The sequence below is a fragment of the Labrenzia sp. THAF187b genome (assembly GCF_009363375.1).
In the GTDB taxonomy this organism is placed as follows: Bacteria; Pseudomonadota; Alphaproteobacteria; order Rhizobiales; family Stappiaceae; genus Roseibium; species Roseibium algicola.
This window is the reverse complement of sequence record NZ_CP045344.1, coordinates 1,735,194-1,750,899: the sequence shown is the minus strand read 5'-3', so window position 1 is coordinate 1,750,899 and position 15,706 is coordinate 1,735,194. Positions and strand designations below refer to the sequence as shown.

Sequence of the window (15,706 nt, the reverse complement as noted above, 5' to 3'; positions counted from 1 at the left end):
CGGCACGCACAGAACAAGCGGCCCATCCTTCGAGACGGACCTGACGGTCCTCCTCAGGATGAGGACGCAGGGAAGCGAAAACCCAAATTCTGGGTCTTTGCGAGTTCATTCAAGAACACGGAGCCCATCCACCGACAGCGCAAAAGCGTGTCCCCGGAACGGGCTCAAAATCAGGAGACAGTCATGTCCGACAAGAGCATCTACGAGAACCTGATCCAGCTCGGGTCTTCCACCGAACTTCCTGACGATCCCGACAAGGCGGTTCTGGAAAAAGTGCCGAACCCGCAGGCTGGCACGGGCTACATGGTCCGCTTCGTCGCCCCGGAATTCACTTCGCTCTGCCCGATCACCGGTGCGCCGGACTTCGCTCATCTGGTGATCGACTATGTGCCGCGTGATTTCCTGGTCGAGAGCAAGTCGCTGAAACTGTTCCTCGGCTCCTTCCGTAACCACGGCGCCTTCCACGAGGACTGCACGGTTTCCATCGGCAAGCGCCTGGTCGACCTGCTCGATCCGGAGTGGCTTCGCATCGGCGGCTATTGGTACCCGCGCGGCGGCATCCCGATCGACGTCTTCTACCAGACCGGCCCCGCTCCGGACGGCGTCTGGATCCCCGACCAGGGCGTTGCCCCCTATCGCGGACGCGGCTAAGGCAAGCTCGGCTGCCTGCGCGGATACGACGATCCCGAGGTCCGGGCAGGAATTCGGAACCATCGATCAACGCCAGGACTCGCTGCACCCTGAACGATTTACCTACTCCGGCACCGGCAGGTTCAGGCCAGGGGCTTTTTCGATCACCTGGGTGGTGACCATCTCGAAAGACGGGGCCTTGCTGTCGTAGATCGCCTTGACGATGAAATCGTCACTGCGGCGGACATAGTAGGTATAGCGGTTTTCCGTGACCATGCCCTGGCTGACGGTGATATCCGCGGCCACCACCTCCACGGCCTCGCCCTCCAGCTCTTCCTCGCTGCAGGCCGCGTTGCGGATAGTGGCTGCGTTCGTTTCCTTGTCGACACGTGCCTGATCCGCGTTCTGGCCGGTATCCATCTCGCGGATCTTTTCCCAGGTCGACCCCTGGTCTGCGGATTGGTAGAGCACGTTGCCGTAGCCAAGCACCCAGGGGCCTTCCGGTGAGGTCGGCACGGTCAGATAGTGATCTTGCGACAGGTAGAAAAAGTCATTGGTGGTTGGCGGCGCGCCCTTGAAGGCGGTGGTCACCTGGGTCTTGGTCGGCGTCGTCTGATCGAGTTGCAGATAGAGTTCCGTGAAACGATCCTGACACGGGTCAGCCAGAGCGCTCTGCATAGAGCTGGCAAGAAGAAATAGAACTGCGGGCACGCGGTATTTCATGAAAGCCCCCATGGAAATGAATTTAAGAAATCGGCCAAATTCACCGGCCATTCCCATGGAACACTTTTTCCTGCCGCCAAACAATCATCTCGTTGGCTTCAACGTCCCGTCCTGACCCGCAAATGCAGCAGGGCCGCCCGATCGGTATCGATCGGGCGGCCCCAGATTGCGTCTGTGTTCCGAATGAACGCAGCTTGCTCTTAGAAATGAACCGACCGTGCGTCGAGCGGCTTCTGGTTCGGCGGAGCGAACTTGGTCAGATCGATCCCTTCGACAGCTGCCTTGTACTCGTCGAGGCTCGGCGTCCGGCCGAGGATGGCCGACAGAACCACGACCGGCGTCGAGGCCAGCAGGGATTCGCCCTTTTTCTCGGAAGAATCTTCCACGACGCGGCCCTTGAAGAGACGCGTGGAGGTTGCCAGAACCGTGTCGCCCTTGGCGGCCTTTTCCTGGTTGCCCATGCAAAGGTTACAGCCAGGACGCTCAAGGTAGAGAATGTTCTCGTATTCGGTGCGGGCGGTGTTCTTCGGCGAGTTGTCGTCGAATTCGAAACCGGAGTATTTCTGCAGAATGCTCCAGTCGCCTTCTTCCTTCAGCTCGTCGATGATGTTGTAGGTCGGTGCAGCCACCACGAGCGGTGCCTTGAACTCGACTTTCTCGTTGGTCTTTTCGAGGTTCTTGAGCATCTGGGCGACGATCTTCATGTCGCCCTTGTGCACCATGCACGAACCGACGAAACCCAGATCGACCTTCTTCTCGCCGCGGTAATAGGAAACCGGGCGGATCGTGTCGTGGGTGTAACGCTTGGAGACATCCTCGTTGTTCACGTCCGGGTCGGCGATCATCGGTTCGTCGATCAGGTCCAGATCCACCACGACTTCCGCGAAATACTTCGCGCTGTCGTCCGGCGTCAGGGCCGGCTTCTCGCCGGAGCGGATTTCGGCAATGCGCTTGTCGGCCTTGTCGATCAGGCCCTGCAGTACCTTGTTGGCGTTGTCCATGCCCTTGTCGATCATGATCTGGATACGGCTCTTGGCAATTTCCAGGGATTCGATCAGGGTGTCGTCGTTGGAGATGCAGATGGAGGCCTTGGCCTTCATTTCCGCGGTCCAGTCGGTGAAGGTGAACGCCTGGTCGGCCAGCAGCGTACCGATGTGCACTTCGATGATGCGGCCCTGGAAGACGTTGTCGCCGAACTGCTTCAGCATCTGCGCCTGGGTGGCATGAACGACGTCACGGAAGTCCATGTGATCCTTCATGGTGCCCTTGAAGGTCACTTTCACCGATTCCGGGATCGGCATGGTTGCTTCGCCCGTGGCCAGTGCCAGCGCGACCGTGCCCGAATCCGCGCCGAAGGCAACGCCCTTGGACATGCGGGTGTGGCTGTCGCCGCCGATGATGATCGCCCAGTCATCGACGGTAATGTCGTTCAGCACCTTGTGGATCACGTCCGTCAGCGGGTGATAGACGTCCTTGGGATCGCGTGCGGTGATGAGGCCGAACTTGTTCATGAAGTTCATCAGCTTCGGAATGTTGGCCTGTGCCTTCAGATCCCAGACCGAAGCCGTGTGACAGCCGGACTGGTAGGCGCCGTCGACGGTCGGTGCGATCACCGTTGCCGCCATGGCTTCCAGTTCCTGGGAAGTCATCAGGCCGGTCGTGTCCTGCGAGCCGACGATGTTGACCTTCACACGAACGTCGGAACCGGCATGCAGCACCTTACCTTCCGCAACGCCGACAGCGTTCCGGTTGAAGATCTTCTCGACAGCCGTCAGGCCCTGGCCTTCGTGCGACACTTCCTTGTTGGGTGCGAACACTGGCGGCATCTCGATGCCGAGGGTTTCTGCGGCAAAGCTCTGCAGCTTCTTGCCGAAGACGATGGCGTAGGAACCACCGGCCTTCATGAACTCGACCTTCTGCGGGGTCAGCGCGGAAGCGACATCGGTCAGTTCTTCGTCACCGGCGTCGTTGTAGAGCTTCTTGGTCTTGGTGTTGATGGTCAGCACCGTGCCGGTCTCGACGGAATATTTCTGTTCCAGAACCGGGCTGTCGTCATTGTTCAGGATCGGCTTACCGTTCTCGTCCAGCTTCTTGACCCAGTTCTTCAGGTCAATGCCGATGCCGCCGGTGACACCGACGGTGGTCAGGAAGATCGGTGAAATGCCGTTGGTGCCGGCAACGACCGGGGCAATGTTCACGAACGGAACATAGGGGCTGGCCTGCTTGCCGGTCCACAGGGCGACGTTGTTGACGCCGGACATGCGGGACGACCCCACACCCATGGTGCCCTTTTCGGCAATCAGCATGACGCGCTTGCCCGGATGCTGCAGCTTGAGCGCCTCGATTTCCTTCTGGGCCGCTTCGGAGATCATGCACTTGCCGTGCAGCTCGCGGTCGGAACGCGAATGCGCCTGGTTGCCGGGGGACAGAAGGTCGGTGGAAATGTCGCCTTCGGCGGCGACATAGGTGACGACCTTGATTTCCTCGTCGATGTCCGGAAGCTTGGTGAAGAACTCGGCCTGAGCGTAGCTTTCCAGAATGTCCTTGGCGATTTCGTTGCCGGCCTCATAGGCGGCCTTCAACCGGTCCGTATCGGCGTCGTAGAGGAAAACCTGCGTCTTCAGGACTTCAGCCGCGTCCCTGGCGATCTGGGCATCGTCGCCAAGAGCCAGGTCCAGCAGAACCTCGACGGAAGGGCCGCCCTTCATGTGGGACAGGAGTTCGAAGGCAAACGCCGGGGTGATCTCATCAACAACAGACGTGCCGAGGATGATTTCCTTCAGGAACTTCGCCTTCGCGCCGGCAGCGCTCGTGGTGCCTGGCAGCGTGTTGTAGATGAAGAACTTGAGCGACTCTTGCCGGTGCTGGTTACCGGTATCCTTGATCTGCGCGACGATCTCTTCAACGAGAGCAGCGTCTTCGATGGGCTTGGGATGCAGACCCTGGCCTTTGCGCGTTTCGATCTCTTTCAGGTAGTCTTCATACAAGCTCATGATGATCCCGGCGTCCTGGTGTTGTTTGAAGCCTGGCTTCCGGATCGCCGTGAGGTCTGGCGGGCCGGGACAGGCTAGCTGAGCGGCGTTTTAATTCAGTATACAATGGTATGCAATATCTTCCCATCCAATAAATGATGTCTATATACCGGTTGGCGCATCTGCATGCACCCAAGATCGCATTTTCGAATTTCCGAAGGTGTTTTCTGGCTTCAATTTCCGGACGACGCCGTTTCAAGAGGCTGAAACTTCAACCGAAGTCTCGACAACGGCGGCGGCGTCGTGTCTGGTGGTCGTAGCCAAAGATTGCTATAGGTGCGGCGCATCAATTTGCGGCGGCGACTGAGGGAGAGGCTCTCATCGTATCCGCGCGGAAGGATGCCGGATGACAGAGCGCTGCAGCTCTGTTTCCGGAGCCTTGAGAGAGTATGCCAGGCACCGGTGCACACGCGGCCCGGGCCTTTTGGACAATAAAGGAGATCGCACGTCGTGACCCAGTCCCTCGACAGCTTCAAGTGTAAGAAAACACTGACCGCCGGCGGCAAGACCTACACCTATTTTTCCATTCCCGAAGCGGAGAAGAACGGCCTCGAAGGCGTTTCCAGGCTACCGTTCTCGCTGAAGGTGGTGCTTGAGAACCTGCTGCGCTTCGAAGACGGCCGCACGGTGACCAAGGCAGATATCCTTGCCTGCGCCGAATGGCTGAAGACCCGCAAGTCTGATCACGAGATCTCCTATCGCCCGGCCCGCGTGCTGATGCAGGACTTCACCGGTGTTCCGGCCGTGGTCGACCTTGCCGCCATGCGCGATGCTGCCGTGAAGCTCGGCGGCGACCCGGAGAAGGTCAACCCGCTGGTTCCGGTCGACCTTGTCATCGACCACTCGGTGATGATCGACTATTTCGGCACCAAGGACGCCTTCAGGCAGAACGTCGAACTTGAATACGAGCGCAACCGCGAGCGCTACGAGTTCCTACGCTGGGGCCAGTCCGCCTTCAACAATTTCCGTGCCGTGCCCCCGGGAACCGGCATCTGCCACCAGGTGAACCTGGAGTACCTGGCCCAGACCGTCTGGACCAGGGACGAGGACGGTGAAACCGTCGCCTATCCCGACACGCTGGTCGGCACCGACAGCCACACCACCATGGTCAACGGCCTGGCGGTTCTGGGCTGGGGCGTCGGCGGCATCGAGGCGGAAGCCGCCATGCTCGGCCAGCCGATCTCCATGCTGATCCCGGAAGTCGTCGGCTTCAAGCTGACCGGCAAGCTGAACGAGGGCATCACCGCGACCGACCTCGTGCTGCGCGTCGTGGAAATGCTGCGCCAGAAGGGCGTCGTCGGCAAATTCGTCGAGTTCTATGGCCCCGGCCTCGACAACCTGTCGCTGGAAGATGCGGCCACCATCGCCAATATGGCGCCGGAGTACGGCGCGACCTGCGGCTTCTTCCCGGTCGACAAGGAAACCCTGAAGTACCTGGAAGCCACCGGCCGCGACAAGGACCGCGTCGCCCTGGTTGCCGAATACTCCAAGGCACAGGGCATGTACCGCTCCGGCGGCGAGGAGCCGGTCTTCACCGACACGCTGGAACTCGACATTTCCACCGTCGTTCCGTCGATTTCCGGACCGAAGCGCCCGCAGGATCGTATCAATCTTGCCGATGCCGCAGCCGGTTTCGCCAAGACCATGACGGACGAATTCAAGAAGGCAGGCGAGTTGTCCAAGCGCGTTGCCGTTGAAGGCAAGGACTACGACATCGGCAACGGCGACGTTGTGATCGCCGCCATCACGTCCTGCACCAACACCTCCAACCCGTCCGTTCTGATCGGTGCCGGCCTCGTGGCCCGCAACGCGCTGAAGAAGGGCCTGAAGGTGAAGCCATGGGTGAAAACCTCCCTGGCCCCCGGATCCCAGGTGGTGACCGACTACCTCGAAAAGGCCGGCGTTCAGGACGATCTCGACGCGCTCGGCTTCACGCTGGCCGGCTACGGCTGCACCACCTGTATCGGCAACTCCGGTCCGCTGGACCCGGCGATCTCCAAGGCGGTCAACGACAACGACCTGATTGCCTGCTCGGTGCTGTCCGGCAACCGCAACTTCGAAGGTCGCGTCAATCCGGACGTGCGCGCCAACTACCTGGCCTCGCCGCCGCTGGTGGTCGCCTATGCCCTTGCAGGCAACCTGAACATCAACATCACCGAGGATCCTCTCGGCGAGGATCAGGACGGCAACCCGGTCTACCTGAAGGACATCTGGCCAACCACGGAAGAGATCACCGACCTCATCCGCGCCTCGATCAACGAGGAGATGTTCCGCACCCGCTATTCCGACGTCTTCAAGGGCGACGAGCACTGGCAGGGCATCAAGGTGGAAGGCGGCCTGACCTACTCCTGGCCGGTGTCCTCGACCTACGTCCAGAACCCGCCCTACTTCGAAGGCATGACCATGGAGCCGAAGCCGCTTCAGGACATCGAGAATGCGGCGGTCATGGGCCTGTTCCTGGATTCGATCACCACCGACCACATTTCACCGGCCGGCTCGATCAAGCTGGACAGCCCGGCAGGCAAATACCTGTCCGAGCACCAGGTCGCCCAGAAGGACTTCAACTCCTATGGCTCGCGCCGCGGCAACCATGAAGTCATGATGCGCGGCACCTTCGCCAACATCCGCATCAAGAACCAGATGGTTCCGGGTGTCGAAGGCGGCGTCACCATGAAGGACGGCAAGAAGGAATGGATCTACGACGCCTGCATGGAATACAAGGAAGCAGGTGTTCCGCTGGTCATCTTCGCCGGCAAGGAATACGGCACGGGCTCGTCCCGTGACTGGGCCGCGAAGGGCACCAACCTCCTCGGCGTGCGTGCGGTCATCGCGCAGTCCTTCGAGCGTATCCACCGTTCCAACCTGGTCGGCATGGGCGTCATCCCGCTCACCTTCAAGGAAGGCGAAAGCTGGCAGTCGCACAACATCACCGGCAAGGAACGCGTGACCATCAAGGGCATCGCCGACATCCAGCCACGCCAGATGATGGACGTCGAAGTCACCTATGAGGACGGCACCACCAAGACCATCGAGTGCCTGTGCCGTGTCGATACGCTGGACGAGCTGGAATACATCAAGGCCGGCGGCATTCTGCACTATGTGCTCAGGAACCTCGTGACGAGCTGAGGGCCGGCTTTTCAAGTCAAGTGAGATCGAAGCGGGCCCTGAGGGGCCCGTTTTTTTGATACCCCCCAGCGAGTCATTCCGGACAAGTGCAGCGAAGCTGCGCGCTGATCCGGAACCCAGCGCATGCTTCGCGCCGCAGGCGCGTCTTTTTTAAGTGTCGGATGCTTGTTCGAGTTTGTGCTCGCTTTCGCTCACGCTGACACGCTGGATTCCGGATCGGGCCATGCAGCTACGCTGCAGACCGCCCGGAATGACCAGCCGAGAGTTAGTCGTCTGGCCGCGGACCCTGCAGGGCGCTTTTGTTATTTGCCACTGGTGGAAAAGTCCGTCAGGCTCAACCTCAGGCAGTTCCGGAGGTTTCCTCATGCCAGATACCAAACCACCGCATCTCTCCCATATCGCTCCGGTCTTTCCGGTTTCCGACCTGAAGGCCGCCCTCGCCTATTACCGGAACAGGCTCCTGTTCGAGAGCCGGTTCGAATGGGCGGATACGGAGGCCGAGCCCGTCCGCTATGCCATTTTGTGCCGGGACCATGTCGAATTGCATCTGTCGGCCGGGCCCGGACGGCATCCGGCGACGGCCTATTGCTTCGTGGCCGGGATCGACGGCTATTACACCTCGGTGACAGAAGCGGGCGCCGATATCGCCGAGGCGATCACCGACCGGCCCTGGGACATGCGCGAATTCGGCGCAAGGGACCCGGACGGGAACATGCTCTATTTCGGCGAGCATCTGGAGCGGATCGGGCAGTGAATGCCCTGGGTAAAAACGGGGAGCGTGATCCGAACGGAACCCTGGCAGCAGCTGTCGGTTGCGAAGCTCAGACCGAGCCGCTAATAAACCCGTCATGCGCCGATTTTTGATCGTCTGTTTTTTATTGATCCTTTCAGGGACGTTGCTCCCCTCATATGCACAAGAAGCCGTTCAGGAACCGCTTGAAATCGGCGACTCGGGCACGGAGTACCTGCGCGCAATCCGTTTACGCGGGATCGATACGGACGTGGCCTATTTCGACCCCTCCGCACCGCCACCCAAACTGGACACCACCCAGGAGCCGCCGAAACCTGCGGCGGATCAGGCAGACCCGACCATCGACAACCGCTGGATTCCGGGCCTTATCGTAGGCGGCATCCTTGTTGCCGTTGCCTATTTCTTCCTGCGGTTCGGTGGACGGTTCACGGTGTCGCTAGGCCGTGAGGCCGGCAATCCCGACAGCACCCGCCCCCGAATCCGCGGACAGGCCCCGATCTGGGCGGAAAAGCTCGCCCCGCTTGACGAGATCCTGCGCATGGAAGACCGGCAGAGGGCCCTTGTGCTGCTGACGCAAAAGGTGCTGGCCACCGCCATTGCAGCCAACGGCATCCTGATGCAGCGCAGCTGGACGGCACGCGACGCCTTGCGCCAGTTGCCCGAAAGCCAGGCGAGGGAACTGCTGCGCAAGCTTGTGACCATGGCCGAACGAGTGCAATTCGGCGGCAGGAACGTCAGCGAAGAAGAGTTCAACGACCACGTTGCGAACTGTCGCTACCTGCTGGGTCCGGAGGCGGCATGAGCGAGAGCGCTGCAAATACGCGGCCGAAGGGCCCGAGCCTTGAAACCGCCGTCATCGCACTGATCTGCGTCGCGGTTCTGATTGCCGGCTGGTACATCCTGTCCCAGCGCCAGCAGGTCTTACGCCGCTCGCCCGCCGGGCTGGACGGCCTGCAGGTCTGGCTGGCGACAAATGGGGCCAGTGCGCAGAATTTTGCCGGCGGCTGGCTGATGGACCAGACAGCGGTCGGCCTGCTTGTGGTACCGCTTTACGATACGCTGCCGGACAGCGAACGCAGCAGCCCCCGTACCAAGGAAGAACTGCTGCTGCAGCAGGACGAATACGATCTGGCGACCGCCGTCGTCCTGGAAAAGGCCGAGCGCGTTCCAACCCTGCTTGTGCTGCCGAAATGGCGCAGCGGGATGCGCCTGACCGGCCTTGCCCACCCTTTCCTGAAGGTTGAGGCGGACCGTCTTCAGACAATCGTCAACAAGGTGACCGGCACCAGCGGCACGAAAATTGCCGCCGCAAGTCGGCCCTTCTCCGACTTCCGGTACCAGTCACAGCAAGGCGAGCCCTTGCGGGCGGAGATCTACGCCGCCCAGACCTTCGCCAACGAGGCCTGCCGCCCGATCGTCGGTGACACCGGCGCAATGCTGCTGGCCGATTGCCCGCTCGCCGATGCCGGTGACGGCGAACAGGAGCGCATTCTGGTGCTGTCCGATCCGGACCTGATCAACAACCATGGCCTGCGATTGGGCGACAATGCCGGCATTGCCCTCGATGTCCTGACCGAAAAGGCCGGCAGCCGGAATATCGTCATCGACTACAGCCGCTCTTCCTGGCTGCGCGATCCCGTGAGCGAACCCAAGCGCGAGCGCACCTGGGAAGATCTGCTGCGTTTCTTCGGACCGCCCTTCCTGACCCTGTGGCTCGGCACAGCACTGTTGCTGGGGCTGGCGCTCTGGCGCAGCTTCATCCGCTACGGACCCATCCGCGACGAAGAGGCGGGACCTGGCGCCGGCAAGGATCTGGCGGTCCAGGCGCGCGCAAGGCTTATGCGGCTTTCCGGGCAGGATGGCGCTCTCATTCGCGAATATGCGACCGCCCGTATTTCGGCGACGGCCTCTGCCCTGTTCGGTCCGGCCCATGCCCGCCACTATGCCGGGGAAGACGCCTTCCTGACCTACACCGAACGCCGGCATCCGGCCCTTGCACCGCGCCTGCGCGCGATCCTGGCCGACATACGAAAACTGCCTGCCCGGCTTCCGGCCACGGAAGCCATCCAGCAAATCGACCAATTGGAACAGGTATTGGAGCAAATAACCCATGACGCTTGAAGCGCTGCGCGAACGGACCGATGCCTTGCGGACGGAGATCGGCCGAACCGTACTCGGTCAGGACGACATCATCGACCTGTTGCTGATCGCCTTGTTTGCCCGCGGCCACGTGCTGCTGGAAGGCCCTCCCGGCACCGCCAAGACGCTGCTTGCCCGCAGTTTCTCGGCGGCTCTGGCACTCGATTTCGGCCGTATCCAGTTCACGCCGGACCTGATGCCCGGCGACGTGCTCGGCACCTCGATCTTCGATTTCCGCACCAACGCCTTCGTGCTGACCAAGGGACCCGTATTCTCGCAGGTGCTGCTGGCCGACGAAATCAACCGCGCCCCGCCCAAGACCCAGGCCGCCCTGCTGCAGGCCATGAGCGAACGCATGGTCAGCATTGACGGCACGGATCATTCCCTCGGACGGGAATTCATTGTCGTGGCAACGCAGAACCCCATCGAGCAGCAGGGCACCTATCCCCTGCCGGAAGCCCAGCTCGACCGGTTCCTGTTCAAGCTGGTGATCGACTTCCCGCCCGAAGACATCGAAATGGCGATCCTGCGCCAGCACGCGGACAAGCCGCTGGAAGCCGGCATGGAAACCGCCACGCTGTCCAAGGTGCTCGATTCAACCACCCTTGAAGAAACAAGGGCGCTGGTCGACAGCATCATCCTGAAGGATGACATCCTCGCCTATATCCTGCGCCTGATCCGCGCGACCCGCCAAAGTTCCGAGATCGCCTTCGGTGCCTCGACCCGCGCGGCCGACGCGCTGGCAAGTGCGGCACGGGCAACGGCAGCGCTCAACGGACGCGATTACGCCATTCCCGACGACGTCAAGCGTCTTTTCGTGCCGGCCCTCCGCCACAGGATCGTTCTCGGCCCGGCGGCGGAAATCGAAGGCCGCAGCCCGGCGCAGGTCCTGGAAAACATCCTCAACCAGATCGAGGCCCCCCGCTGATCCGGCCGTCCAAACGACTGCTCGCCTTTGGCGCATTGGCTCTGGCCATCTCGGTGATCACGGTTGTCACCGGGGGTGCTGCGCGTGAAATCGGCGCGGTTCCCTGGATCGTGCTCGTGCTTCTGGTCGTCATCGACATGGCCATGTCACTCCGGCGACCGCAAAACCTGACGTTCGAGGCTCCGGCGGAGGTATTTGTCGGCGAGACGGCAAAGCTTCAACTGGAACTTGCCCAGGCGCCCTTGGCCCTGCGAGCGAAACTGGACTGGCCGGAAGGCCTCGGCGGCGACGCGGAATTCGCGTTTGCCCCTGCGGCGGACGGCAGCTCGCGGGCGGAGGTTGCCTGCCGGGCGATCCGGCGCGGCGTCTGGCGCGTGGACCATCTCTGGCTATCCTGGCACTCGCGCCTCAAATTGCTGGAGTTCGTGCCGAAACTGGCCGTCGGGGCAGAAATCCGCGTGGTCCCGAACATCCGCATGGTCCAGTCCGGGCAGATCACCACCACCGTTCTGTCGACGCTTTACGGCGTGAAGGAAAACCGCGCTGTCGGTGAAGGATCGGAATTCCAGCAACTGCGGGATTTCGTCCAGGGCATGGACATCAAGACGATCGACTGGAAGCGGTCGGCCCGACGGCGTTCCCTTGTCGCCAAGGAATTGCGCGCCGAGCGAAATCACCATGTCATTGTCGCACTCGACAACGGCTATCTGATGCGCGAGGAGATCGGCGGCCTGCCGAAGATCGACCACGCCGTGACCGCAGCGCTGGCGACCGCCTGGGCGGCTGCCATTGGCGGCGATCTGGTCGGCTATTATTCCTACGACGTCAAACCGCGCACCTTTTCCGCACCCGCTCCGGGCAGGACGGCGTTTGCACGGCTGCGCAGCTGGACGGCGGAGCTTTCCTATGTCAGCCGCGAAACCAACCACACCCTCGCGCTCACCGAGTTGAACGCCCGGACGCCCAAACGCAGCCTGCTGATCATCTTCACTGATTTCGTCGACACCACATCGGCCGAATTGCTGGTGGAGAACATCGGCATCCTGGCCAAGCGGCACCTGCTGATCTTCGTCGCAATCCGCGATCCCGACCTTGAGAAGCTGGTGGAAACGCCACCGGGAGATCTCGATGGCGCGGCCACGCTTGTTGCCGCCAACCAGGCACTCAATGAACGCCGCCTGGTGTTCGAAAAACTGTCCCGAATGGGCGTCACCATCGTCGACGCCAAACCGAATGCCGTGACCGCGCGGCTGATTTCCGCCTATCTTGAAATCAAGGCACGGGAGCTGATCTGATGGACACACAGGATCTGATGCGCTCCGCCCGGTTCCGGAAGGAACGGGAAGCCGACTGGCAAAGGCTGGAAACCCTGGTTCGCAAGGCCGAAGGCCAGGGCCTTCAGCATATGGAATTCTCGGAGACCCGCGACCTTGCCTCTCTCTACCGGCAGGCTACGACCTCGCTGGCGATTGCGCGCGAAATCTCGCTCGACAAGGCCCTGCTCGGCTATCTGGAAGCGCTCACGGCCCGTGCATATCTGTGCGTCTACGCCCCGCAGGAACGGCTTGGGGGCCTGCTGGAGCACTTCCTGAGGGAGGGTGCGCCACGGGCGATGCGCCGGTCCTGGTTCTACATTCTGATCGGATTCCTGTGCATGGCGCTTGGCGCCCTCACGGGTTATCTGCTCTATTTCGAGAACAACGACTGGTTCTACGTGATGATGCCGGCCGAACTTGCCGGCAACCGTGGGCCGGACGCGACCACGGAATCCCTGCGCTCGGTCATCTACGGCACCGACCAGGCAAGCGGGCTCGGTGCCTTCGCGACCTATCTGTTTTCCCACAACACCCGCATCGCGATCTTTGTTTTCGGTCTTGGTGTCTTCGCCTGCGCCCCTGCCGTCTTGCTGACGTTCTATAACGGCCTGTCGCTGGGTGCCTTCCTCGCCCTTCACGTCGACCGGGGCCTGGGTCTAGATCTCGTCGGCTGGCTGTCGATCCATGGCGTCACCGAAATCTCGGCCATCTGCATTGCCTGCGGCGGCGGCTTGCAACTGGGGGCCGCGGTGCTTTTTCCGGGTGACAGATCGCGCAGCGTTGCCTTGCGCGAAGCCGGTCGCGATGCTGTGAAACTGGCGATTGTCGCAGCCATCATGCTGGTGGCGGCCGCACTTCTGGAAGGCTTCGGCCGGCAACTGGTGCAGAGCCTTGACGCCCGGCTGATCATCGGCTGGGGGATCGGTGCGCTCTGGCTGTCCTGGTTCCTGTTAGGAGGCCGGAGCCGGCGATGAGAGTGCGTTTCTGGAAACGAACCAAGACGGACCGGCCACCGGCGTCAACGCTTGTGCCGCCGGAGGGCGTTGCACTGACGCTGCCCATCGCGGGTGTTGGGGTGCGCTTTTCTGCCCAGCTCATCGATATCATACTGACCGCGATTGCCGCGACCTGCCTGGTGATCCTGCTCGCTCTGATCAACCTGACGACACCGCAGACACTGATGGCCATTGCCGCCCTGCTGTTCTTCCTGATCCGGGTTCCCTACTATGTGCTGGCCGAGCTGGCCTGGAACGGCCAGACCCTCGGCAAACGGCTGATGAAAATCAAGGTGGTTTCCCATGACGGCGGACCGCTGACCGCCCGCGCGCTTGTCCTGCGCAACCTGATGAAGGAGGCGGAGATCTTCCTGCCCGGGACGCTTTTGCTGACGCTGGATTCGGCAACGCCGATTGCCTCGCTTGCCGCTTTTGCCTGGGTTGCCATGTCGCTGATGATCCCCCTGTTCAACCGCTACCGGCGCCGGCTTGGCGACATGATGGCAGGTACCCATGTCATTCACCTGCCGGTGCCGGTGCTTTTGAAGGATCTGGCCAGCGAGACGGTCGCGACCGGGACAGCACGCAAGAAGTTCGTCTTCCTGTCCCATCAGCTCGACCACTACGGCGCCTTCGAACTGCAGACACTGGAAACGCTGCTGCGTGGCCAGAATACACCGTCCGGAGCCGAAGCAGCCCACCAGCGGAACGCCACCCTGGAAGCCATCGTGGAAAAGATCCGCAAGAAGATCGGCTACGCCGCGCCGGTGCCTCCGGTGGATCGTTTGCCGTTCCTGCAGGCGTTCTACAACGCCCAGCGGGAACATCTCGAGCAACGCCAGCTGTTCGGCGACAAGCGGGAAAACAAGCACTACGCCCAATCCGGCGAGGAAAAATAGACCTTTCGCCCTCTCCGGCTCCAGTCATCAAGTGGATCAGCCAGATTGCAGAAACAGGACAATCATAGCCTCAGAGCCTATTTCCTTGATCGGGTTGGCCAGTCCGGGGGGCCACAGGGGCGCCAAGTCCGGCAGTCCCTTGGGATCGGCGCGCTGATAGGAACCAGTTTTTCCATCACGATCCGGAATCTTGTGCCGGTCCTTGCGATCGGTTTTGTAGTCAGCCTGCTTGGCGCTCTGCTGGCTGGATCGCTTGTCGGCGTCGATGCCGCCCTCAATCTGGAAACGGACGACACCAGCGACCTGGCCGGCCTCGTCGACCTTGCGACAGCCTTTGTCGATGTGATCGTTTTTGCCCTGACTGCGGCCTTTCTCGCCCAGCTGACCTATGACGCCCGGTTGAACCGTCCGATCTCGATTGCCCGCTATTTGCTGCCGGCCCTCAAGGCCAGCGCACCGATCTGCCTGCAAAACGGGCTGCTGGTCGTCATCTTCGTGTGCATTGCGCTGCCGGTGGTCTTCATTGCGATCTTCGTGAATACGACCCTGATTTCCATCACGGCGCTTGCGGTTCTGCCTTTTGTCGCCCTGTGGGGATGTTCGGTCTTCTCGGTTCTGGCCCCCGCTGTCGTCATTGAACGGATTGGCTTCAGCGGCATGAGCCGCAGTTGGGCGCTGACGAAAACCTATCGTTGGCAGATTGCCGGCGCACTGCTGCCGGTCTGGCTTTGCTCGCTGGCCGTCACGATTGCCGGCGCCTTTCCAGTGGAGCTTCTCGCCCGTGAGGGAAGTTACGTCTGGGCCCTGCCCGTCTTTGCCGCAACCAACGCGCTGGCAAGCGGACCGCTGGCAATTCTTGCCACGTTGGTTTACGCGCGACTGCGCGAAATCAAGGAAGGTATCAGCGTTGACCAGGTCGCCGATGTCTTCGACTGAGTGTCAGGAGGGTTGAACTTCCGCGCTCGGCCCCGCTTGTGACCTGCTGCAGAAGGATTTATGGTGAAAAATCGCAAGAGTGACTGTCTTCAGCAGAGGGCGGGCAAGATGCTCATGCGATCGGGATCTACCGGTTTTCGGACAGTCCACGGCTTCAGGCGGATGATCGTCGCTCCTCCCGTTTGGCGGGCAGCGTTCGTTGGTATGTGGGCTGGAATTAGATAACCACTT

12 protein-coding genes are annotated in these 15,706 nt (G+C 61.4%); 10 read left to right on the top strand and 2 right to left on the bottom strand.

What is annotated here, in order from left to right; translation table 11 throughout:
* Nucleotides 1-183: 183 nt before the first annotated feature.
* Nucleotides 184-651, top strand: coding sequence for a preQ(1) synthase (queF, locus tag FIV03_RS08050; protein ID WP_152509194.1), 468 nt, complete (start codon nt 184-186; stop codon nt 649-651).
* A gap of 102 nt (nt 652-753) precedes the next feature.
* Here the strand turns inward: queF and FIV03_RS08045 are convergent, their stop codons facing one another.
* Nucleotides 754-1,353 (bottom strand): hypothetical protein, encoded by a 600-nt coding sequence (locus tag FIV03_RS08045; protein WP_152509193.1) that lies wholly within the window; start codon nt 1,351-1,353, stop codon nt 754-756.
* Between the two features lie 200 nt (nt 1,354-1,553).
* Entirely contained in the window at nt 1,554-4,346 is a 2,793-nt protein-coding gene (locus FIV03_RS08040) for a bifunctional aconitate hydratase 2/2-methylisocitrate dehydratase (protein WP_152509192.1), read from the bottom strand.
* A gap of 489 nt (nt 4,347-4,835) precedes the next feature.
* Between FIV03_RS08040 and acnA the strand changes: the two genes are divergently transcribed.
* From acnA to FIV03_RS07995, 9 genes are all read left to right on the top strand, one after another.
* Nucleotides 4,836-7,511, top strand: coding sequence for an aconitate hydratase AcnA (gene acnA, locus FIV03_RS08035; protein WP_023002755.1), 2,676 nt, complete (start codon nt 4,836-4,838; stop codon nt 7,509-7,511).
* Nucleotides 7,512-7,875: 364 nt separating this feature from the next.
* A complete protein-coding gene (locus FIV03_RS08030; protein WP_173013806.1) occupies nt 7,876-8,265 on the top strand; it encodes a VOC family protein in 390 nt (129 codons plus the stop codon).
* A gap of 142 nt (nt 8,266-8,407) precedes the next feature.
* On the top strand, nt 8,408-9,064 hold the full coding sequence (locus FIV03_RS08025; RefSeq protein WP_173013805.1) for a DUF4129 domain-containing protein: 657 nt from the start codon (nt 8,408-8,410) through the stop codon (nt 9,062-9,064).
* Nucleotides 9,061-10,383, top strand: coding sequence for a hypothetical protein (locus tag FIV03_RS08020; RefSeq protein WP_152509189.1), 1,323 nt, complete (start codon nt 9,061-9,063; stop codon nt 10,381-10,383). Before FIV03_RS08025 ends, FIV03_RS08020 begins: the two co-directional genes overlap by 4 nt.
* Nucleotides 10,373-11,329 carry a MoxR family ATPase gene (locus FIV03_RS08015; RefSeq protein WP_023002751.1) on the top strand — a complete coding sequence of 319 codons (957 nt, stop codon included), beginning with the start codon at nt 10,373-10,375 and terminating at the stop codon, nt 11,327-11,329. The genes FIV03_RS08020 and FIV03_RS08015 overlap by 11 nt, the downstream gene beginning before the upstream one ends.
* Nucleotides 11,330-11,382: 53 nt before the next feature.
* The gene (locus tag FIV03_RS08010; protein ID WP_209009902.1) at nt 11,383-12,624 is read left to right on the top strand and encodes a DUF58 domain-containing protein; all 1,242 of its coding nucleotides are present in this window, start codon (nt 11,383-11,385) and stop codon (nt 12,622-12,624) included.
* Nucleotides 12,624-13,619 (top strand): stage II sporulation protein M, encoded by a 996-nt coding sequence (locus tag FIV03_RS08005; RefSeq protein ID WP_152509188.1) that lies wholly within the window; start codon nt 12,624-12,626, stop codon nt 13,617-13,619. The genes FIV03_RS08010 and FIV03_RS08005 overlap by 1 nt, the downstream gene beginning before the upstream one ends.
* Nucleotides 13,616-14,539 carry an RDD family protein gene (locus FIV03_RS08000; RefSeq protein WP_152509187.1) on the top strand — a complete coding sequence of 308 codons (924 nt, stop codon included), beginning with the start codon at nt 13,616-13,618 and terminating at the stop codon, nt 14,537-14,539. Before FIV03_RS08005 ends, FIV03_RS08000 begins: the two co-directional genes overlap by 4 nt.
* A 45-nt stretch (nt 14,540-14,584) precedes the next feature.
* Complete coding sequence (locus FIV03_RS07995) at nt 14,585-15,475, top strand: hypothetical protein (protein WP_152509186.1); 891 nt, start codon at nt 14,585-14,587, stop codon at nt 15,473-15,475.
* The last annotated feature ends 231 nt before the right edge of the window (nt 15,476-15,706 follow it).

Coding starts and splice junctions, on each gene's coding strand:
- FIV03_RS08020 (WP_152509189.1), top strand. CDS start 9,061: ATGAGCGAGAGCGCTGCAAATACGCGGCCGAAGGGCCCGAGCCTTGAA.
- FIV03_RS08015 (WP_023002751.1), top strand. CDS start 10,373: ATGACGCTTGAAGCGCTGCGCGAACGGACCGATGCCTTGCGGACGGAG.
- queF (WP_152509194.1), top strand. CDS start 184: ATGTCCGACAAGAGCATCTACGAGAACCTGATCCAGCTCGGGTCTTCC.
- FIV03_RS08000 (WP_152509187.1), top strand. CDS start 13,616: ATGAGAGTGCGTTTCTGGAAACGAACCAAGACGGACCGGCCACCGGCG.
- FIV03_RS08045 (WP_152509193.1), bottom strand. CDS start 1,353: ATGAAATACCGCGTGCCCGCAGTTCTATTTCTTCTTGCCAGCTCTATG.
- FIV03_RS08005 (WP_152509188.1), top strand. CDS start 12,624: ATGGACACACAGGATCTGATGCGCTCCGCCCGGTTCCGGAAGGAACGG.
- FIV03_RS08030 (WP_173013806.1), top strand. CDS start 7,876: ATGCCAGATACCAAACCACCGCATCTCTCCCATATCGCTCCGGTCTTT.
- FIV03_RS08040 (WP_152509192.1), bottom strand. CDS start 4,346: ATGAGCTTGTATGAAGACTACCTGAAAGAGATCGAAACGCGCAAAGGC.